Annotated in this window: 18 protein-coding genes; 6 read left to right on the forward strand and 12 right to left on the reverse strand. The window is 51.4% G+C overall.

Annotation, left to right across the window (positions count from 1 at the left end; genetic code table 11):
* Nucleotides 1-2: 2 nt before the first annotated feature.
* The 3 genes from HP15_RS20955 to HP15_RS20970 all read left to right on the forward strand — a co-directional run bounded on the left by HP15_RS20955 (nt 3) and on the right by HP15_RS20970 (nt 5,035).
* Nucleotides 3-401, forward strand: a complete 399-nt coding sequence (locus HP15_RS20955) for a hypothetical protein (protein ID WP_014579303.1) — start codon at nt 3-5, stop codon at nt 399-401.
* Between the two features lie 832 nt (nt 402-1,233).
* Complete coding sequence (locus HP15_RS20965; RefSeq protein ID WP_014579305.1) at nt 1,234-2,751, forward strand: cryptochrome/deoxyribodipyrimidine photo-lyase family protein; 1,518 nt, start codon at nt 1,234-1,236, stop codon at nt 2,749-2,751.
* A gap of 2,095 nt (nt 2,752-4,846) precedes the next feature.
* Entirely contained in the window at nt 4,847-5,035 is a 189-nt protein-coding gene (locus tag HP15_RS20970; protein WP_014579310.1) for a hypothetical protein, read from the forward strand.
* Nucleotides 5,036-6,057: 1,022 nt separating this feature from the next.
* Here the strand turns inward: HP15_RS20970 and HP15_RS20975 are convergent.
* Complete coding sequence (locus HP15_RS20975) at nt 6,058-6,291, reverse strand: hypothetical protein (RefSeq protein WP_041646756.1); 234 nt, start codon at nt 6,289-6,291, stop codon at nt 6,058-6,060.
* 148 nt (nt 6,292-6,439) lie between these two features.
* Here HP15_RS20975 and HP15_RS20980 point away from each other — a divergent pair, with 148 nt between their 5' ends.
* Complete coding sequence (locus HP15_RS20980; RefSeq protein ID WP_227499810.1) at nt 6,440-6,904, forward strand: hypothetical protein; 465 nt, start codon at nt 6,440-6,442, stop codon at nt 6,902-6,904.
* Between the two features lie 125 nt (nt 6,905-7,029).
* Here HP15_RS20980 and HP15_RS20985 read toward each other — a convergent pair whose 3' ends face one another.
* The 5 genes from HP15_RS20985 to HP15_RS21000 all read right to left on the reverse strand — a co-directional run bounded on the left by HP15_RS20985 (nt 7,030) and on the right by HP15_RS21000 (nt 10,244).
* A complete protein-coding gene (locus HP15_RS20985; protein WP_041646760.1) occupies nt 7,030-7,473 on the reverse strand; it encodes a hypothetical protein in 444 nt (147 codons plus the stop codon).
* A complete protein-coding gene (locus HP15_RS20990) occupies nt 7,466-8,476 on the reverse strand; it encodes a carbon-nitrogen hydrolase family protein (RefSeq protein ID WP_169702241.1) in 1,011 nt (336 codons plus the stop codon). The genes HP15_RS20985 and HP15_RS20990 overlap by 8 nt, the downstream gene beginning before the upstream one ends.
* Nucleotides 8,473-8,892 carry an MAPEG family protein gene (locus HP15_RS23095; RefSeq protein ID WP_081449881.1) on the reverse strand — a complete coding sequence of 140 codons (420 nt, stop codon included), beginning with the start codon at nt 8,890-8,892 and terminating at the stop codon, nt 8,473-8,475. The genes HP15_RS20990 and HP15_RS23095 overlap by 4 nt, the downstream gene beginning before the upstream one ends.
* Before the next feature lie 77 nt (nt 8,893-8,969).
* Nucleotides 8,970-9,740, reverse strand: coding sequence for a helix-turn-helix domain-containing protein (locus tag HP15_RS20995; RefSeq protein WP_169702242.1), 771 nt, complete (start codon nt 9,738-9,740; stop codon nt 8,970-8,972).
* Nucleotides 9,741-9,830: 90 nt separating this feature from the next.
* A complete protein-coding gene (locus HP15_RS21000; protein ID WP_014579319.1) occupies nt 9,831-10,244 on the reverse strand; it encodes a hypothetical protein in 414 nt (137 codons plus the stop codon).
* A 437-nt stretch (nt 10,245-10,681) separates the two neighbouring features.
* Between HP15_RS21000 and HP15_RS21005 the strand changes: the two genes are divergently transcribed.
* Nucleotides 10,682-12,031, forward strand: a complete 1,350-nt coding sequence (locus tag HP15_RS21005) for a HipA domain-containing protein (protein ID WP_014579320.1) — start codon at nt 10,682-10,684, stop codon at nt 12,029-12,031.
* Nucleotides 12,032-12,058: 27 nt separating this feature from the next.
* A complete protein-coding gene (locus HP15_RS23100; protein ID WP_169702243.1) occupies nt 12,059-12,412 on the forward strand; it encodes a helix-turn-helix transcriptional regulator in 354 nt (117 codons plus the stop codon).
* Between the two features lie 94 nt (nt 12,413-12,506).
* Here HP15_RS23100 and HP15_RS21015 read toward each other — a convergent pair whose 3' ends face one another.
* The 6 genes from HP15_RS21015 to HP15_RS22085 form a co-directional block, all read right to left on the reverse strand.
* Nucleotides 12,507-13,229: a hypothetical protein gene (locus HP15_RS21015; protein ID WP_169702244.1), complete on the reverse strand. Its 723-nt coding sequence runs from the start codon at nt 13,227-13,229 to the stop codon at nt 12,507-12,509.
* Nucleotides 13,230-13,438: 209 nt separating this feature from the next.
* Nucleotides 13,439-13,969, reverse strand: coding sequence for a hypothetical protein (locus HP15_RS21020; protein ID WP_014579322.1), 531 nt, complete (start codon nt 13,967-13,969; stop codon nt 13,439-13,441).
* Nucleotides 13,970-14,013: 44 nt separating this feature from the next.
* Complete coding sequence (locus HP15_RS21025) at nt 14,014-16,059, reverse strand: TRAP transporter large permease subunit (protein ID WP_014579323.1); 2,046 nt, start codon at nt 16,057-16,059, stop codon at nt 14,014-14,016.
* A gap of 23 nt (nt 16,060-16,082) precedes the next feature.
* Nucleotides 16,083-17,090, reverse strand: a complete 1,008-nt coding sequence (locus tag HP15_RS21030) for a putative solute-binding protein (RefSeq protein WP_041646764.1) — start codon at nt 17,088-17,090, stop codon at nt 16,083-16,085.
* A 53-nt stretch (nt 17,091-17,143) separates the two neighbouring features.
* Nucleotides 17,144-18,229: a hypothetical protein gene (locus HP15_RS21035; RefSeq protein ID WP_014579325.1), complete on the reverse strand. Its 1,086-nt coding sequence runs from the start codon at nt 18,227-18,229 to the stop codon at nt 17,144-17,146.
* Nucleotides 18,230-18,370: 141 nt separating this feature from the next.
* Complete coding sequence (locus HP15_RS22085) at nt 18,371-19,219, reverse strand: EAL domain-containing protein (RefSeq protein WP_169702245.1); 849 nt, start codon at nt 19,217-19,219, stop codon at nt 18,371-18,373.
* Nucleotides 19,220-19,431: the final 212 nt, after the last annotated feature.

Below are 19,431 nucleotides of genomic sequence, written 5' to 3' on the forward strand. Positions count from 1 at the left end.
CGATGTCGATCGTTCTGGATGGAACCTTGGGTATACAGCGAGACAACCACGGTAATGTCGCCAACGTAGTGTGGTTTCTCTACGGTTTGCCTGAAGACGCGGGTAAGCCCGAAAACGCCGTTTTTCTTAACCAAAGTTTTGGAGCTGGGTCGCCGCAGATGATGGCGTTCGACTGCGGCGGTGAGGAGTATGTGGTATATGCAGACTGGGAAGGCGCATCCGAGCATCAAAGCGCGGCTTCGGTTAAGTCGTTTTACCAGACGTATGGGCATACGCTTCTCGCCTGTTTGAGAAGGCAGGAGTGTGTAAGTGAAAGTGCCGAGAGGAAAGAGTGGTTAGTTCCTGTAAAGTATTATGAGGATTATGTGACAATGATCAACGAATTTTCGAAGGCGGATTGATAGTCTGTTATTCGAAGGGCATCGAGGAGCAATTTATGGACCCGATATACGATGAGCAGTATCTAGCTTCAGTTAGGGATATGAAAGCCCGGGGCATGGACGTGTTTTTGCTAAGTGCCGGCGAGTTTCGCAGTCGCCAACAGGTGAAACAGGCGAACTCATTGTCTATGAATCAAGCATTGCGAGATCGCCTCAGGGCAGAGTGTTGCGGAGACCTTTCCGTCACATCATGCAGCGTTGATCGGCTCATAGAACGAGATAAGCTCGATTCGAGTGTTCAGGCTATTTCTAGCCGTCGGAAGGCCGGCCATTCCGTCGATTGAGGGTTATCCGTCGGCGATGTCAATGAGGATTCGGTCACCGGCGGTGACGGCCAACTCGGGCTTCGGCAGCCGTTGTGTGAGCTCTTTACGACCATTCAGTCATTGCCAGGTTAAAGCTACGACGGGCTCACTCTCAAATCTGCTGACGCCACATGTCGTTTAAAAAAGGGGCGAGCAATATTTCTGGCTTACCGACTGTTGGCGCCTACGACAACCAGATTCCGCTAGTAAAACCTTCCGCCGTTGAGCGATGCGATTACTCTGAAAGCCAGATGTTTTGGCTTTGGCCCTTCATCAAGCCACTTCAGGTCTTGGCGAAAATAGTCGATTGGCTTTTTCAGGCGACAAGCGGAAAGTATTTTGCGCATCATGCATATGATCACTGTTCGTCCACTTCCTCTCGTACGGTTCGCGTCAAATCGATACCGCCATTGACAGGTAGCCTGCGCAGGCGAAGGGGAGTCGTGAAACAAAACACGCTTTAACCACCGCGTTTTAGAGACTGTCTGATGCAGGTTTTTTTACTCAAGCGGAATTTGCGTTTGCAAGATTCAGATCCCTTCTATGAGGCCATGAGGGGATATCGGCGCTTCGGACCGGTGTTGCCCCTCTACATCCATGAGCCCTCAATAATTCGCCAGCCTGACATCTGTCTTCAGCACCAAAATTTCATTTTTGAGACTCTTGACGAGCTTTCGCAAGAAATCCGGTCGATCGGAGGCAAGTTGCTCGAATTGGTGGGGGAGGCTGTGCCAACTCTGGATGTTATTCACCAAATTGCACCTATCGCACGTATCTGCACCCACCAGGAGACAACTCAGGGCGTCCAGTACGAAAGAGATAAGGCGGTGCGTAAGTGGTGCTCCAGAAACAGCGTAAAGCTTGTCGAGTTCCAACAGGATGGCGTGGTCAGAGCAGGTTGCAGAGACCAGAAAAAGCAAACGTTCCCCGAGTACTTTGCCGATTCGGTTAACCGTGAATTGAAAGATCCCGGGGGTATTGATTTGGGTGTCCGGTTTGCATCAACACCTCTTCCATCGGCACCAAGGGTTACCATTCCGCGGGCTCAGGGTTACGACAGGCCATTTCGTCAGCGTGGTGGGCGTAGTGAGGCCGAAAAGTTATTCAAAGACTTTTTTAGTGTCGGGTCTATCAACAGCTATCCATTCAAGTTATCCAGCCCGAACACTGCATGGGAAGGGTGTAGCCGGATTTCCGCTTACCTCTCTTACGGCATTGTATCTGACAGGGCCGTGATGAAAGCGATTGATGACGTTGTTTCCTCTGGCCACAGCTATATGGATGCGGCGGCTTTTGAGAAATTGCAGGGGCGCGCGAGGTTCTACCTGGATAGGCTGATGTGGCGACGGAACTACCTGCAGATGTTCGAGGACGATCCGACGCTCGAACACCGGCATGCCTTGTCACAATTCGACGGAGTGAGAATCTCTGACCGTGAAGACCCGCTGTTTAAAGCCTGGCAGAGCGGAAGAACTGGATTTCCGTTTATCGATGCCTGTGTCCGTTGCCTTAAAGAGACCGGTTGGTTAAACATGCGGGGCAGAGCCGCCATTACGTCGTTTGCGACTATGAACCTTTGGCACGATTCTCTCAATGTGGCGGCTTTTCTAGCTGGTGAATTCCTGGATTACATGCCTGGGATCCACTGGCCCATCATTCAGGTCGTCAGCGGTACCGCATCCCCCCAAAACGGAATCATGGTGTACTGTCCCATGAAGCAAGCGCTTGATCACGACAAAGATGGGGTATTCATTCGCAAATATGTGCCAGAGCTCTCTGACCTACAGGCACCGCACATCCACGACCTATCGCGAACGACTAACCATCTTTCTGATCTGGCCCGGCGTTCAGGGTTCTTGCCTTACCCGGCACCCATAGTCGACCACATTGCAACTGCACGGGTTGCGAAGAAACGTGTGAGCTATCTACAGAAGGGCAAGGTAGAGGTGTTATCCCAAGATCATGAGTCCTCCAGTACCAGTTCGGTTCAGCTCGGCTTGCTCTAAAGGTGCGTTGGGGCTTTTAAGTAAAGAGAACTCGTTTTGAGAGTGTTCTTATGGTTAACCCAGAACCTATGTCTTAGTTCGATTAGATGGGGCGGCTCCATGCCTATAGGAGGCGAATCAGAAGGGCCGCCCAGGATCTTAAGCTGCCTTGTCGGAATTTCGGATAATCAAAGGCAAAAATATTGCAGTTGGTTCAACGTACCTCAGCGACTCGGGGTGGCTTTTGGCGGGCGAACTTTGTGGTTTGCTAACCGACGCAGGCTGAGAAAGAATTTTTATAGCTTGAGGCTAGACATTGCTATCACTGGCTGTTCTATAACCGAGGGAAATTGCCAATATCGGAGGGTCGAGGGTTGATTGGAGCAGAAATCTCAGTGGGCATCCGAAAAAAACCAGTGGGCGTCCGAACAATAGGAAAAATGGTGAAATCCGAAGCCGTTTTCTGGAACTGGCCGGGATTTTAGATTGGCAAGGGTAAGAAAACTGCTCTGTTGGACCGACAAGGTGCACATTGGAGCCGTAATCCCAAGGTCATTCTGGCTAGTAACTTCAGGCCAGAGGTCAATATCGCGAGTTTCTCGAGCATTTTACTGGGTGGTTAGGGCACTTTCGGATAATCGGAGGTAGAAATATTGCACGCTATTTAGCTTTTTTTGGCGCCCGGTGAACAAGAAATGTTCGGAGCTCTGGCAAATGCAAGGTTTCCAGGGGGGATGAGTTCAATGAGGTGTCCGATAAGCCAGTGGGCGTCCGATAAATAAGAAGAATGGTCAATCCGAAGCTACCCTCGAATTTTGTAGCCTTTGTCATTGGCGAACGCCAAGACAGTCACATCCGGGCCGTTACGCGAGTGAGGAGCTTCGGCAGCAATGTATAGAGCCCACCCTCGTAAATTGAGGGCGTGTAGTCCTCACAAGCCGAGAGGCACATACCTATTAAGACCTGATTGAGTCGAGCCAAAAGCCGGTTTTTGTCGTCGGCAGGGAAGTCTGTGTCAGGGATTCTCAGAAAGGTAAGACAACTGTCCCGCGTAGAGCTCGAAGAGAGGAGCTGGTCAATAGTTTTAAATGAATACCTGCGATGACCGCCAGCGGTGTAAGTATCAGGGTTGGGGGCGCCAGTTTGTTCAAGCTGACGAGGATTCGAGGGGCTTTGACCAATGTATTTGGATGCTTTGCCAATGTGTAAGGAATTGGTCATTTACCTACTAATTGAATTGGAGGCGTTTCGAATACAAACAGTGTTTCAAAATGCACCCAATCTTACACAAGCAAAATAGGCGGAATCGGCAGTACAAAGGGGCTTGGAGGGGGATATAACTGAAAAATCTACAAGCGCGGTGTAAGAAACGCGGGCAAAGGTGACCGAACGAAGCATTCTGAGTCCAATAAGTTCCGTAAGGGTTTCTGTTCGGGGCATATGAAGTTTTGAAGGGGAGCAAAGGGAAACTGCTACGGATCAATAGGGAGCGCACAGGAACAAAAAAGAACAGAAATGGAACGCTCGGGGAACGGAATAGGAGCAAAACGGAGCAGTGAGAACCTCACATGTAAGTTTTTCCGCAAATTGACCTGTAGTCTTGGTTAAAGTGCCTATGGAGTACATAGACAGTCTGAAATCACTCAGGCGTTTGCGATATAGTACGATCACAGGTGTTTCTGACACGCTAAGACGTGATGGGAAAGCGTTTGCCCAGTTAGACCAGTCGAGTGAGTAAACGTCTGCTCACCGAAGAAGACGCTGTCGTCTCTCGCTTCAAGGATCAAAGACTGATGAATAAGCTGTGGTTAATCTGCAGGCAGCCAGGCCCTCATCCGTACAAGCAGGCCACCGTTGAGCGGCCGGATATTCCGAATTATCTAACTCCGAAGTTTACGGTGAGCCGGCGCGGCTGAGGAAAACCTTAAAATACTCCCTGGGATTGGTTGACCAATACACCCCCAAGAGAAAAAATCTGGGAAGGTGGAATGCGAAATCGCAAAATGGCAAGGTAAGCTAAATACGGATGCAGTTCTTGATTTATGGCGCTATCGGATGAAATCCGGTACTGAGCCGGTAACGCAAATTATCCCTGTCACCTCAGGAGGCATTGGAAATGACTACTACCGCAGATAAACTTCGAGAGTTGCGCCGCAATGCAGGAAAAAACCACGACAAAATTATTCGCACATACTATGACGAGGTTAACGCCCAAAAGCTCGGAATTGCGTTGCCTTACGCCATAAATGGTGACGTTTACATTGCTCAATCTGACGGTCGAGTGGTGAAGCTTGAGGTAAACTAGCCTCCTTACTTACTTCTATGGAAAGCTCTGTGGTGAGTTTTGCGATGATGCTAAAAAACCTATATTTTCGGCACTTGAACTTAAACTCTTGCTCAGTTGGCAAAGGCCTGATGGTCTACCGCACTTTTCTCGACGTCTACTCAAGTTAGTACGTTGATCGATCTATTCGGTTTTTCACTGCTGCTATTGGCTCTTACGCCAATAGCTTTGATCGGTTTGGCACGTCTCTCTTTTTTGCTTAAGCCTTGTCTTGCCTGGATTTTGTTACTGTCTTGCTTGGGTATGATGACCCTGACACTCCTAGCCATACCAATTTTTTTCCACCTCGAAGCATCAGGTATCATCCAAGTCACACGTCAACTATCAGTCGATTGGGGGCTCTGGGCTTTGGCCTCAGTCACTACGTCAATTCTGTGGGTCGTCATGATTGCTATCCTCCGACATCGTTCAGGTGCCTGATTTTGGCGGATTGGAAGTGAGGTTCCAGTTACGAAGCCCCGTTCCATAGGCGACAGCACGTTTCTGGCGCTTGGAAATAAAGACTCCACTGAGGCCCGAAGACAGAGGGAAATTACCAAGGCTACGAGGGCGAGGCCGGGCCCCATCAATGAATCCAGTGGGCGTCCGATAACTAAGAAGAATGGTCAATTTGACATCGCTCCCGACAGCAGAAGCAGTTCGCCTCGAAAGCTACGGTCAGTGGTGAATCCCGCGAATTTTAGGCTTAGCTTTTTGTATGTTGCCGAAAGTTCGGATAATCGAAGGTAAAAAAATTGCACGTTGCTCTGCCAACTCCGGAACGAGCGGCGCTTTTGTGACGGCCGAACTCTATGTTCCGCTCACTGACGCTGGCGAAACCGGCCCGTTTTCAAAGTTCGGACCGAATCAAAGCCGTTAGCTCTCACTAGGCTTCCGAACACCTAGAAAAGTAGCTAGGCTCACAGGGATAAGGATGGGTTTAAATAGTGGTTCCAGTGGGCGTCCGATAAACAAACGCGAGCCTTCTGAACGCCGCCAATTACTCATTTCTTCACCTTGAATTGATTAGTAAACAAGATTCCATGATCGCGGGTAAGCGACCCAATGGCATCACAAACGAAGTACGAGATAATTTGTTCGATTGGATGGGGCGGCTGCATGACCACAGGAAGCGAATCAGAGGTGCCGCTCAGGATCCCAAGCTGTCCCACGGGGAGATATATGATCAGTATTTCAGAGCCGTAGGGGGCGTTTTCGACAAGGTTGATGGTGCGCAAGCCCGATTATTCCTAAGCAAGTTTGCGGGAAGTTTATCTGTTGGCCCGAGGTTTCCAGGGGACGTGAAGGTTTTAAGCAAGTTGGGCGCCTTGCCTGAGGGCGAGTTACTGGTTAAAACATTAGTCCCTATTCAAGACTTGGAGTTCAATGATGTTTTCCCGGTTAAATTCATGCGTGCTCTCGCTGCTCTTTGTCACTAACGTGGCCCATGGCGGTTTCCCGCCATCCTGGTATATGAATGCTCTCGAAAAGGCTGATCCTAACACCCTGGGTTACGTTGCCCGCTTTGAGGAAGGTGCCTGCTTGATTACCGAGCGCGAGTTAAAAGACGCCGTGGCAAACATCATCAAGGGGTCGGAAATTGAGCCAAAACCAGGACGCCGAGGGGAAGTCCACCTGAGTGTCGGCGTCAGATGCCTCGACGTCGACCAGAAATCCGTTTTTTCCCTCTCTATTCGGTTTGGCAGAAAGGACTCCGACTCGACGGTGCTCTACGTAAAAGACTACGGCGAGATCTTTTCGGCCATGGAGGCTGAGGCCGTGCTGCATAACATTAAAATCGCAGTCGAAGCTGCGATGACCGACTATACCCTGGCTAGTTTCGACCGGTAATAGGGAATCACACGTTTTCTGAGTCCTCCACTTCTGTATTGCTGGGCCAGATGGGAAGAAAGAGGCTATGACCGTCGATGGGCAGCCATTTCTCAAGCGGAAAGAGAACAATCTCGCGAGGGCAATTACAATAGAACACCGGCCAAAAGTATCGCCGTTCCCCCGATTTCGCCCAGAATAAGCATTAGCATGTAAATGCGAATGACGTTTCCGGGGATGGTGATTCCACCGAGGCGGTGAGGACGTTGTAGTTGGTTGTCGGTATCTTTCAGCCAGCCATGAACTGCATAGGTAAAAACTGCTGAGGCAAACCAAAGGATCGCGATGGCAACCGCAGCCAAATTCACGCCCGCCGACCATTTGCTATGGAGGGCGAGTTGTTGAAGTACTATGCAGGCGAAGGCATACATCAGAGCAGTGCGGTGACATATATCCACGTAAGTGGGCGCTGAGGCATCGTTGCTTCGCATCATGTGCCGGTATTTCCAGATACCTGTCAGCATTCCCACCAGCAAAAAGCCACCGGCAGAAATTAAGGCTACGTGTTCTGCACTCGGTAAATCAGTCATCGAGATTATCCTGAGTTAATTTGAGGAAGTTTCTTTTAGCGGCCGCCAATCCCATCTGACGCCCTTTTTTGGCATAGATTGGTTTTGTTGCCCAGTTTTGTTGGTCCCAGTAACGGCGCATTAGCCATGGCAATCGGGGAACCCAAAAGCGGCTGTTTTTATGTCCATTAAGCAGGGGGGGCTCTTGTATGTTGATGGTGGCGTGCACAATGCCGGGACCTTGGTCGGTGTGACGACTCCCCAAGACGTTGCCATTAGCGTCAACAATCTGAGTTGCGCCTACAAAGTGGGTGGAATAGGGCAACGTCGTCTCTAGTCCAGCCAGGAGCCTGAAGCGGCCAGAGAATTGCCCGCAATGGCTCGCTTGGAGGACCGGCACGCCAAGACGTTTGGCAAACTCTGATGGCGCGTTTTCGCTCAACTGAGCATTGTGTCTTGCCAGGGTGCCCAGAAGCAGGCTTTTGGGGCTCAATCCTGGCCAGTTGCTTGGGACTGTCCACCAGTGTGTGCCGGTCATCGCGATCTGCACGCGTCCTTGCATACGCTGAACGGTTTGCTCGCGTATCAGCTCCCAGCAAACGGCGGCACCCACCACGCCGAGGTCAGACTGCATTACGCCATCATCAGTTCCCCCAACGTAAAAGGCATTCTCCCACATGGTGGGTATGTCTTTGTCATGGGTGTGGAGACGATGGTTAGGTTCGACGAAGACATAGCGGTTGTATATTTCGCCGTGATCTTCCTGGAGGAGTGAACCCCCTATCCAGATATCAAGTTCGCTGGCTAATCGCTTCAGCAAGCTGACAGCATGGTTGTGCGCACTCAGAACGGCGGCATAGGGGCGTTCATCGGGAGTGATTGCACTCGTAAAGAACTCAGGAAGGGCAATTAGCCGAGCGCCGCTCCTCGCTGCCTCTCGCACCATTTTTTCGGCCAGCCCTAAATTGTGACTCACATCCCCAACACGGGTTTGCATTTGAATTGCAGCAGCATTGAGTTTCATGCCACTACCCCCGCAACTGAAATGAGCGCCAAGCCCAACAATTGTCCGACATACAAAAGCCCCCTTATGAACACCAGTATGGGCTGCGTGCCAGCGACGTGAATAGCGGATTGGAGGATGCGGATACCAACCAACCAGGAAATACACCACCCCCAGTCCGTAAGAACGCTACCGTTACTTGCCACCACAAGTGAGGCCACCAAAAACAGAGGAAAGGTTTCAACGCAGTTTTTGTGGGCGTCGTGGGCTCGCTGAACCAATAGTGGCTCGGCTTTAGGCTGTGAGCGAGGCCACGAATTGGCGGCAGATCGCCGCAGTAGAACCAATGTAGTTCGATACGCGAATACAACACCGACCAAGCCGGCAGTAAGAAGTGCATATGTTACAAGTGGGGCAAGAAGTTGACTTGGTAGCATGGCTGGTGACCTCTAAACATTGAGTGTCGATAATGCCCTTAGCCATGCACCGGTGACTTGCAAAAATCTGCTAAAAATTACCCCGGGAACGGCCAAAGTCTGAGGTCGTTACCTGTGATGCCGGCCTCTCTCGCACTGATACCAAACGTAGTCCTGAAAGTGTTGCTGAAGTGCGATGAATCGCTAAAGCCCAATTCTAATGCCATCTCGGTCAGCGAGCGCATGTTTTCGAGGTCACCCATGGCGCTTTGAAAACGGGTCCAGTGTTGCAAACGTTTATAACTTAAGCCAAGTTCGCGCATAAGGAGGTGTTGAACTCGGCTAGGGGACAAATTCACATGGGAGGCGAAAGCGTCGAGATCCAGCTCACTATGATCCTGAAGATAACCGCGTAAGGCCTGTTGCATACGGTTAAACGTTTTCGGAGCAGTACCCAAGCTCTTTTCGAGGGCATTGCTCAGCTCCTTTTGTAAGCCGACATCAAATGTTTGTGCCTGGATTAGCCTTTGAAGCGAGCCTCTCAGCTTACGATATGCAGTCAAACATTTAAGCGGTAGTTGACCTGGGCAAGGCTGCATCGCCTGCCAGCGTGGCGCGTAGATATCGCTGTAAACAACTGCACACCAGCCTCCCTGAGGATCCAGTTCATGGGCTGTGCCAGCGGGGATGAGAGTCGATTCGTATTCGGTCCAGTGTAAGTTGGCTCCCATCTTTACCATGAGAGGTTTTTCAAGAGCGACCAGAGCAACATTCGCCCCATGAATGTGTCGTCGCCCACGACCCAAAGGACCTATGAATATTTGACTATTTGAGCCTACTAAAAGAATGGGTGGATAATTTCCTGGCATGATCTGAGTGCCCGCACGCTCTCGATGGCTGAAGTCTTTCCGGATAGATGATTCAATGCCTGCAGAGCTGCCAGACTCCAGCACCTTTTCTTATTTAAAGGATGCGCTGGAACGCTTGGCAAAAACGAAAGCGCAGAGAAACAGTAATCCGAAGGCCAAGTCGTTTACGCCGTAACCCGCAATAAAGATCGCGGTCATGCGATCCTGTTCTAGAATGGAAGCGAATTGGTCAGCGGAATTGCCCCACCAGACGAGCCATGCACCGACATAGAACATCTTCTCGATGAAGAAGACGAGGCAAAGCCATGGCACCATTCTCCATGACCGAGCGATAGAGATGTACGCCATGCCCCAGACTACGATCAATGCCTGCCCAAAAACCGAGAATACGTGAGGGTCGGCAATCGCTAGGACGTTATTGGTGAAGCCACGCGAAATCAACAGCATGCCGAGAATGTTGACTGCGCCCGCAGCCAAGAATGCGGGACCAACCCAACGGTTCATTTTTAAATCCCCCGATGATGCGAACAAAATGCAGTCTAAATAAGAACTGCCTCAGAATTAGGCACTCGACATACATTGCTTTGCTGGCCAGATCGATTGAACTTTCTGGTTCGCAAGTCCTTCTTCAACGCCAAGTGTCTCAAAACCCTTGTAATGCTCAAGTCGAATTGCATGCTTAACGGGCCATTCATGCTGTAGTGGTCAACGAATCCCGGACAGTATCAACGGCCGGCGAAAGAAGGACTAAATTACCCCCCGATTAGGCCTTCATGTTTCCTATGCCAGTGTCCACTCTCTCCCCCTTACCGCCAATTCTATATTGCAAGTATACTGGTCGGGTTTTTGTCCGCTCACTCAATAATTATAACCTTACTTGCAATGTAGTCCTCGATGCCCAATTATACTGCAAGTATCCTTGCAATTTATGGTCGCAGCGTATGAGCCTTACCCTTCAAATTCACTGGGACTACCAGTGGCATGATGCCGGCGTAATCGAATTCAGAGACCCTGACCAAGGCCTTAGAGGCAGCCCGACATTCTCGTATGACATGGACTATGCTCTGAAAGCCTTAGAGCGCATTGAAGATTTTGGCCATCTGGACTTAATCGACCGGACAGCTGTGGGAGTGAATCTGCCCTGCATTTTGGCCGGCGACTACATGAATGGTGAGATTGTCCCGATCCTTAGAGACATCATTCCTCAAGGAGCTGGTCGCCGGCACTGGGTTAAAAGCCTTGGATATGACCGCGATCCCGAGCATCGAATCGATTTTCAGCTCTTGGCTGAGGGGTGTGTCGGTCCAGTTGGCAATTTGCGAATCAAAGAAGCGGCGGAAGCGTTCGAGTCCCAGGTTGCAAGATCAGAGGTTGTTCTATTCGACCGAGAAGAAGTGTGTACCCGGGCCGACAGCCTTATCCAGTATGCTCACAGCCTGCATGTTGCGATTGGTGGCGCAACCGGCGCCGGCGGTGACGCGCCGAAGCTTTTGTTGGTTGAAAACCATTATGGCCAGTTTGCGCTTGAGGGAACCATTCCTGACGAAGAGATCGCCCGGCACTGGCTGGTTAAATTTCCGAGGGGAAGGAAAACCAGCGATGATATTCGGGTACTTGGGGGTGAAGCCGCTGTTTACCAGTTTCTTGAAAAGCGGGGCTTTAACGCTATCACCGGGGCTGCTTTCGATGACATCCACGGCGATGTTGCTCTTTGGTTACCGCGTTTTGACCGAGAAGTTAGGGAAGACGGCATCTTGCGCCATGGGATGGAGTCTGTTTATTCGATGATGGGCGTAATTGGCGATGGTGCTCGCCTGGATCACGTCGACGTGATCCGGAAACTCCAGGATTATGTAACCAAGCCTGAGGACAAGGACGCAGTGCTTGCAGATTACCTGGTTCGGGATGTTTTGAACACCGCAACGGGTAATCGCGACAACCACGGTCGAAATACATCATTGATTAAGCGGGGCCATAATATTGAGTTGGCGCCGGCTTATGACATAGCCCCTATGGTGTTGGACCCTGAATCAATTGCGATGTCTACATGGTGGCCACATCACCTGCTGGATCAACGGCGAAATCCAGATTATTCGCTGATTCTGGAGGAGCTTGCTGTTAATCCAAAGGCAGCTGCAAGCATCATGGAGAGTGAGCTGCTGAAGTTGAAGGATATGAAGGCAGGCTTGAAGCTGTATGGAGCTCCGGATGCAATGCTGAATCATATTGCGATCCGGATGCATGAGCCGGAATTGGTTCATGATCAGCTGGAACGATTGTTGTGTCCGTAGTGAGTCATAGTGGGGGGAGTGTTAAGCATGCCTAAATTGAAACGAACACCACTGACTCCAAACGAACGGTCATTGATCAGAGAACGGACCTTTGAAGAGCTCGAAGCCGGAAAAATTCACTTGGGTCAGGCTATTCGTCGGTTTCGCCTGCGGTTTACGGGATTGAATCAGAAACAGTTCGGCAAACTTACGGGGTTCTCTGCCACGACTATCTCTGCGATTGAGAGGGACCCGGAGTCCGGAACTGTTAGAACGATAAATAAGATCCTTCGGAAGTTTGGTATGCAACTGACAATGGGGATGATCAATCGAAGTAGCGAAACACAGCGAGTGAGTGTCTCTCCGACTGCTACGCCTTCGTTTTATCACCGCTCTGAGTAACCTCCTCAGATCGTGACACGCTAAGCTTTGTGTGATGAAGATTTTGCGCACTTTCAGCTTTCGAGGCCCAAAGAAGGCTGACTTATGCGCTGAATTAGAAAGCATTTCCAGACATAGGTGAACGAGCTGGAGGCGACATCTCAGGGTTGTGAGCGATTGTGTGGGATTTGCCGTAGTGGACGATTCGCAAATCGGTATAGCGCTTCGCAGGCTCCAGGGAAACTCGGACTGGGATGTTCGATTTTCGGAGGTTTACTATGTTCGCATGTTGGTTAACAAAGTGCCGGAGCGCGGCTACAGACTTTGTAAGCCCCTCTTCCAGGCGATCGATTCGATACGTCGGAGCCATGCAAGTCTGAAACTGTTTAGTCGTCCACGTTAGTGCAGGATCAGGGGTGGACGCCAAATACATTTCTAGAAACGCGAAAAAGCATTGTCCGATGGATGAATTGTCTTCGATTGCCTGGCGTTTTAGGCCTAACCAGCGTTTGTGGAAGGCCATTGTTGATTCTTCCTGAAATTTGGGATGCAGAGACAGTGCCCAGTGAGCGACCTGCTCGTTGGTTTTTGATGCAGCCTTCGCGCGCGGTCTGGCATAGCCGACCGGGGCAAAATGTGTCAGAAGCCGGAATTGCTCCTGATCCTTTTCCATTCCGAACAGTGATCGAAAATAAGCGGCTTCGGTTGGGTTGGATGACAACGATATGTCGAACTCGGTGGAGCGAATTCGAGCTAATATTTCGTTGACCTTGCGCCTAGAGGTTTTTGAACCCGGGTAACTGTAGCCAAGGATCCGTTCGAGCTCGAGCGTTGGCACAATCCGAGGTTCCACAGAGTTGAGATGGTTACTGGCACTCTCATGAGCATGAGAACCCATGAGAACGAACAACGCTCTCATCACGCGATAATCCGATAGGGTCATAAGAGACCCGTAAGAGTGGGATTTGATCGTGATGCTGGTTTCCCGGCTTAGCTGAAAGGTTTCCTCAATGCGATCATCTGTCAGCGACTCCTGAGTTGTCAGTCTTAATGCCCGAAAAAAAGCCCACGGTAGGGTAGACGAGTGCTTGTTCCACTGGGTCGCATTAACAGTTCTTTGAACAACTCGTTCGACTTTGTGAAATGTTGCGTTGTCTTTTTGGCTTTCGCCGGGTATCTCTCAGCTCGCCCATGATGGAACGATGTCAACGTGTCATAGGATCGGGTATGAAAGTTTGGATCGTAAATTGCCTCAGCCCGGTGGAGGTAGTAAGTCCGACCGTAAGCCTCTTGGTGCCAAATGGATTCTTCGAACACGCCAAGCCTGGATAACGCCTGCAGCCTGTCCTTGAAACGTTTGGAGTTCAGTGCCGGCGTCAAACAATCTCTAATGGGGATCACGAACCCCGTATGCGGTGCAGCTGAATCGTTGACTTGACCGAGAATCGACCGGAGCACCCGAACATCACCGGCACCAATTTCCCCCACAGGCTTACTGTGCAGCTTCTCGATATTTGCTAGCGCGGGCTCTTTGTTAGCAACCAGCTCCGCATCAACCTGAACAAATGAGCGTTTCATAGCAAAACCCGGCCATGCTTGATGACCGGGTTAACCTCCAACAGTTAGAGCGCGTAGAAAAGCAGTGGCACAAACGCAACGAACAGCAGCGTCGGTGCCATGACACTAAGCGGTAATAGCAGGCGCTCATAACGACGCCAGAAGCTGCCTCGTTTCTCGGCTGCCAGGACTTCGGACTCGCCTACCACCTGCCGGGTAAGCAGATGGTTCAGCGCAACTGGTGGACTCAGGTACCCAAGCTCAAACGCGACCAGACAGACGATCCAGAAATGCAAGGGGTCGATGCCAATTTGGATTGCCGGTTGCGCAACGGTAGCGGAAACGAGGATAACCGCGCCAAAGGGATCCATCACCATACCAATGATGGTGAGCATCACGACAATGACGAGCATGGCGATCCAAGGACTGGTAAGGTCCTCAGGGAACAGCGCATGCACGATATCGGATCTCTCGAGAATACCGCCGAGGCAGATTGAAAAGCCTATCAGGGCCAAAAGTGCACCGATGTGTACGGCCGAGTCACTGGCTGCCAACGTGCTTCGGCGCCAAAACAGACTAAACCGGGACCGTTTGGTTTGGCGACTTTCTGCCTTGGTATCGAGGAACACCAAGGCCAGCATGACCAGAGGCAAGATCAAGGGAGCGCTGTATTCGTTAAATTGCAGCCCGAGCAGAAGCCAGATCAATCCAATGACGATAACAACGCCAATCACATACGGCGTAAGCGGCCCAAGCCGACGGAGCGCTTCTTTTGCCGCACCTTTCTGAGGGGAGGGGCGCCAGTTTCCTTGGGTCTTGCAGACCACGATGGAAAACAACGTCGCAGACATCATGAAGACCCAGAAGCCCCACCCGTACATTTCGCTGGTCGTCACTTCTTTGTTAAGGGCCGCAACAACAACAATAAGCAAGCAGGGGTTAAGCACAACCCCGAGACTTCCAGACATGGCAGTGGTTGCCAGCGACAATTGACGACCGGCCCCCGCACGGCGTAGCTCGTCATACACAACACCACCAACGGCCAGGATGAAAATACCAGATGCCCCGGTAAATGCCGTTGGAAAGGCCGTTGCGAAGATGATGACCGACGCGAGCATTGGCGCCGGCAAGTTGAACGGTTTTAAAGCATTGAACAGCAACTCTGGTATCCGAGTTTGCTTAAGCATCATGCCGACCAGGACATAAAGCCCAATGTTAATGAACATTGAGGACAGATTGGTCATGATGCCGAAGTAGATGGCGAGTCCCGACTGGTACTCATCGACAACGACGAAATAGGTCATTGCGATCAATCCCATCACGCAGTACAGCGGCAACACCAGTCCTGATGAAAGCGTCAGCGAACCGGTGTTCAGATGGGCCGGTACTTTTGCCAACCGTATCAGGTTGATCGCCATAAAGAGTATGAAAACAATCGACCACCCATATTGAAGGGTCTGCGTGGACTCGGTGCCCGGGGACACGGCAAGGCGATCAAGGTAGGCAAACAGAGACAGAACCATCAGTCCGTTGACGATTAGCTGAACGCCCTGACTTAATCGCCATTCCGCTCGGTTTCTCGGCAATCGAAGCGCGATGTGATCTGTATCAAACGCCGCAATGGCAGCGGCCAATGCAAACATGGCAATGAACAGGAACTTGGTTAGCTCGATGTTCTCTAGCAGCGTTTCTGCCAGGCCCTGTTCGATGGTTTTATAAACCGTCAAAGCTGGCGTGACGGCCTCCTGGGTTAACCGGTATTGCTCGAAGCGTTGCTCACACAGTTCCAGGTTTTGCAAAAGCGATTCACGGATCGCTTGTGCATTTGGCGGGGAGCTGAACAACGCATCTGGATCGGGCTCATAAGCGTCGATGCGTTTTTGTACTTCCGCATCGACGTCAATCTCCAGCGAACACGTAGGCTCGGTAGCTGCCGGGTCCAGCAAGTAATAATTTGGCCAGGTTTGCTCACCAATTAACAGCAAACGTGAATGCAGAGAGTTACCCATACCCAAAAGCAGGGTGAACAACAAAAGTAGGAGCAATACTACCCCGTGCACTTTGTGCACGGGGTAGAGTGCGCCCGAGGTACCGGTCGCTCGGGAGGTCATCGTGTATTACCTATATTTTTGTCTTATTCGCGGTTATCGGCGGTGCACTCTGAGGCGCTGGGATTGCTGGCACACCGAATGTTGGCCATCAGTGTCAGCATTTTCGGATGATAGACCGATGGCGCACTGTTGACTCCGTCGCGCATTTCCAGCCTGTTCTCGCGAAACATTTCCTGATAACCCCTGATGTCCGCATCGGGAATGCGTATCCACTTGTCATCCGGGATGGCTGCCTCTTGGGACGCAATCAGATCCATAACCTGCGGGTACATGGAGAAAGCGATTTCCCGGGCTTTCTGAGCGGTCTCATCGGCTAGCGCCTCATCACGCACAATGATCTGCGCGGTCAGCTGCGCGAGTGGGTAGTCAACGACACCGCCATCAGGCTCCAACCCCTTGTACAGTTCGAGCGCCTCATAGGCAAAAGCAGGTGCGTAAGCTGTATCGACCGAGCCATTGTTGAATTTGCCAGCAAAGTTGGTGATATCGGAGGGTACAACGGTTGCCTTCACATAATTGACCATGTGAATGGCGTCTTTCTGATAATCGAGGGTGGCCATTCGCTTACCAGCCAGCTCGCCAGCGGTATCGATGGAACGATCATTGACGAACAGGTAACCGGCGCCTACGGGGAAAATACCCATCACCTCAAAACCGCCCTCTTTCATAAGGCTGGCCGCTTTGGGTTGGGCTAGGGTCGCCAGCAGAGTCTCTAGATTCTCATAAGAGGGCAGAGCACCGACAGCGCTGACTGAGCCGGTAAATCGGTTGAAGGGCCGTGTTCTGAGGTCGGTGGCTGCGACGGCGTCGCATTGGCCTGCATTGAAATCGCCGACTGCCACGCCCTCATCCGTATAAGGCTTTAGCTCGAGATCGACGCCCTCGGCTTTCAGATTCAGGGCGTAGTCTCTCATGAGGTTGAACACGTCTCCGTTGGCGCCGATGACATCAAAGACACACACAGAAAGCGTGTTGGCCGAAGCAAGGGGGGCCGCACAGGTAAGTGCGACGGCGGTCATTAGTTTACGCATCGTGATGGACTCCATTACGGTCATTGTTGTTGGGTGTGGTCTTTCAGTGCCGTTTACAGCAGGTCGTCCAGGTCCATGGTCTGTACGTTGCTTCCTGCGGATTTTGGCTTGAGTTCGCCAAACGATGTCCGCGGTGTGCGGTACCCATAGTTGCTGACCCAGTGTTTGTCTGAGGCATGCAGGACAACTCGTTCCGCGATGGAATCAGTAAGCGGGTAGGCTGCCGAGATTTCCATGGTTTCGCCGCTCTCTACAAAGTTCCGGATCGCTGTTTCGAGAACATCGGGTCGGCCGAACGTTTCGGCGGCGACAATCTGAAGGGCGGTTGAGACTCGGAAGCCTCGATCAATGCCCAGTTGGACGCTGTTATCCAACACATCCCACGGACTTGGGGATAGCGCCGGGCGTGTATCCGGGAGCAGAAGCCATACAACGGCGCGGATCGCATTGGGAATGCCGCCCCATTTTTCGTTGTCGATACAACGAACCGCTCGCTCGGCCTGCGGCGCAATGTTGCGGGGAATGCCCGCTAGTGCGCCTGAGTTGGCGTCGTTTACGATCGCTTGGAGGCCGGTGAGATGGCCGAGAAGGAATGTAAGCTCGTCTTGGTCGTTAAATAAAAACGGACATTGCAGCGGCTCGGCTGCGGGATCGAAGTCGTAGGCTAGCATCGCGCGTTCAAAGGCGACGAGACGCCGAGAAGCAACCTCAGCGTTCAAACGCTTGGCTTTTTCACGAGCGTCTTTGGCAGCAGGCACGTTGCCTGCGAAATCCGCTTGGAGGTAGTCAAGTTCTGCCTCCATGGCTTGGTACTCGGAACAGTTGGCGGCGAGCAGCATAAGCAGAGAGCCGGTGGTTGCGGGAGGCTCTGTCACGCGTGAGAACGAATAGATCAGCGGGTCGACCGACTGACCCAACGAACAGGCCATGGAGGCGTCGGTCATTTGCAATACGTACGGCGTGGCTTCGCCTTCAGCGTAGTTCGATAAAACGACCCCAGTTGTCGTGTATACTGGGTTTGCAGAGCAGCCGACTAAAAGTCCGACTAGCGCCAGCAGGCTCGCCTTAAAGCCTTGGCCTAAGCGCCCTATCTTATTGTCACGATTAGATTTTCGCGCAAAGAACGTCACGTATTTCATAGATAATCTCTCTTGTCTTTATTGTTGCACTACTGGTGTTGTTCGATTTCTAACTCATGTTTTATTAGACAAAGGTATGGTATGCAGTAGGTCATACGCTAATCGACGTTGGTCGGTTTGTCCATAGGAATAGTCCGATTTTTAAAGCTGTTGGGTCTTCTCCTTCTGGGCATGTTCGAATTCGGTCGCTGCCCATGGATGATCTCCTGGCTGGGCTAAACGGTTTACGAAATCGGACTCAGTCAGTGGTTGGCTGATGCAGAAGCCCTGACCTTGAGCGCAACCTGATGCTTTGGCCAGTTCAAGTTGCGCCGGATTTTCAATTCCCTCGGCTACGACCGTTGCCCCTCGTGCCTTTGCAGAGCTTACGATCTGGGCGACCAAGGCGCTTCCACGCTTGGTACTGAGGTTCTGGACGTCTTGGCGATCCACTTTGAGCTCTTCGAATGGAAGGCGGGCAAATATTGGCTGTTGGTTGAACCCTGTGAGGAAATCATCAATGGAGAAAGCCACACCATATCGGCTAAGTGTCTGCATTGTTTTTAATGCGGAGGTTTCGTTAGTGATCGCGAATGTCTCCGTCAGCTCAATGGTAAGTCTTGGCAACCCACGAGTTGAGAGGCACCGCTTGATAAATGGAGCCAGCCACGCCGAACTCAGTGTTGGCCCCGTAATGTTTACGGATACCGTGCCGGCTTTTGAACGCAGAGCGGGAGACCAGCGGCCACAGAGGTTTAAAACCGATGATAGCACCACGTAATCGTACGCCTGACAATGCTCATCTGTGTCAGGAACACTGACGCCACCCCGGGTTTGAAGCCAAGGTGGTTGTGTTTGATCCGGTTGCCAACGGCTGAGTGCTTCCACTCCGCAATATCGCTTTGTACTCAAATCAACTTTTGGTTGGAATAGAATACTGTGCAAAGCTGATCGTGCTGCAGGGCCCAGATCGTCGTAGGTTCCTGCCTTTCCCATCGGGTAATCTGTCATACCTTTTGTCCCTGGTGCGTCAAACATCGCACAACCCTAACTATCGTGTCATACAATCATTATTTATCGCGGGAGCAATTGGCTCTGCTGGCGTAAATTGTTAGCGCATGGGTCAGTCTGCACCAGACGGAAAATTTGACATAGTTTTACAATTTTTTAAGCAAGATGATTGGAATAGATTATTCAATGCGATAAAGTTCGGACATGAAGCG

It is taken from the genome of Marinobacter adhaerens HP15 (assembly GCF_000166295.1).
Lineage (GTDB): Bacteria > Pseudomonadota > Gammaproteobacteria > Pseudomonadales > Oleiphilaceae > Marinobacter > Marinobacter adhaerens.

What these genes read in the sequence shown, in the direction of transcription:
- HP15_RS20990 (WP_169702241.1), bottom strand. Translation starts at nt 8,476, where the DNA reads ATGAAACTCAATGCTGCTGCAATTCAAATGCAAACCCGTGTTGGGGAT.
- HP15_RS20995 (WP_169702242.1), bottom strand. Translation starts at nt 9,740, where the DNA reads ATGCCAGGAAATTATCCACCCATTCTTTTAGTAGGCTCAAATAGTCAA.
- HP15_RS20965 (WP_014579305.1), top strand. Translation starts at nt 1,234, where the DNA reads ATGCAGGTTTTTTTACTCAAGCGGAATTTGCGTTTGCAAGATTCAGAT.
- HP15_RS20970 (WP_014579310.1), top strand. Translation starts at nt 4,847, where the DNA reads ATGACTACTACCGCAGATAAACTTCGAGAGTTGCGCCGCAATGCAGGA.
- HP15_RS21020 (WP_014579322.1), bottom strand. Translation starts at nt 13,969, where the DNA reads ATGAAACGCTCATTTGTTCAGGTTGATGCGGAGCTGGTTGCTAACAAA.
- HP15_RS21005 (WP_014579320.1), top strand. Translation starts at nt 10,682, where the DNA reads ATGAGCCTTACCCTTCAAATTCACTGGGACTACCAGTGGCATGATGCC.
- HP15_RS20985 (WP_041646760.1), bottom strand. Translation starts at nt 7,473, where the DNA reads ATGACTGATTTACCGAGTGCAGAACACGTAGCCTTAATTTCTGCCGGT.
- HP15_RS21000 (WP_014579319.1), bottom strand. Translation starts at nt 10,244, where the DNA reads ATGAACCGTTGGGTTGGTCCCGCATTCTTGGCTGCGGGCGCAGTCAAC.
- HP15_RS20980 (WP_227499810.1), top strand. Translation starts at nt 6,440, where the DNA reads ATGATGTTTTCCCGGTTAAATTCATGCGTGCTCTCGCTGCTCTTTGTC.
- HP15_RS21030 (WP_041646764.1), bottom strand. Translation starts at nt 17,090, where the DNA reads ATGCGTAAACTAATGACCGCCGTCGCACTTACCTGTGCGGCCCCCCTT.
- HP15_RS23095 (WP_081449881.1), bottom strand. Translation starts at nt 8,892, where the DNA reads ATGCTACCAAGTCAACTTCTTGCCCCACTTGTAACATATGCACTTCTT.
- HP15_RS20955 (WP_014579303.1), top strand. Translation starts at nt 3, where the DNA reads ATGTCGATCGTTCTGGATGGAACCTTGGGTATACAGCGAGACAACCAC.
- HP15_RS23100 (WP_169702243.1), top strand. Translation starts at nt 12,059, where the DNA reads ATGCCTAAATTGAAACGAACACCACTGACTCCAAACGAACGGTCATTG.
- HP15_RS21035 (WP_014579325.1), bottom strand. Translation starts at nt 18,229, where the DNA reads ATGAAATACGTGACGTTCTTTGCGCGAAAATCTAATCGTGACAATAAG.
- HP15_RS21025 (WP_014579323.1), bottom strand. Translation starts at nt 16,059, where the DNA reads ATGACCTCCCGAGCGACCGGTACCTCGGGCGCACTCTACCCCGTGCAC.
- HP15_RS22085 (WP_169702245.1), bottom strand. Translation starts at nt 19,219, where the DNA reads ATGACAGATTACCCGATGGGAAAGGCAGGAACCTACGACGATCTGGGC.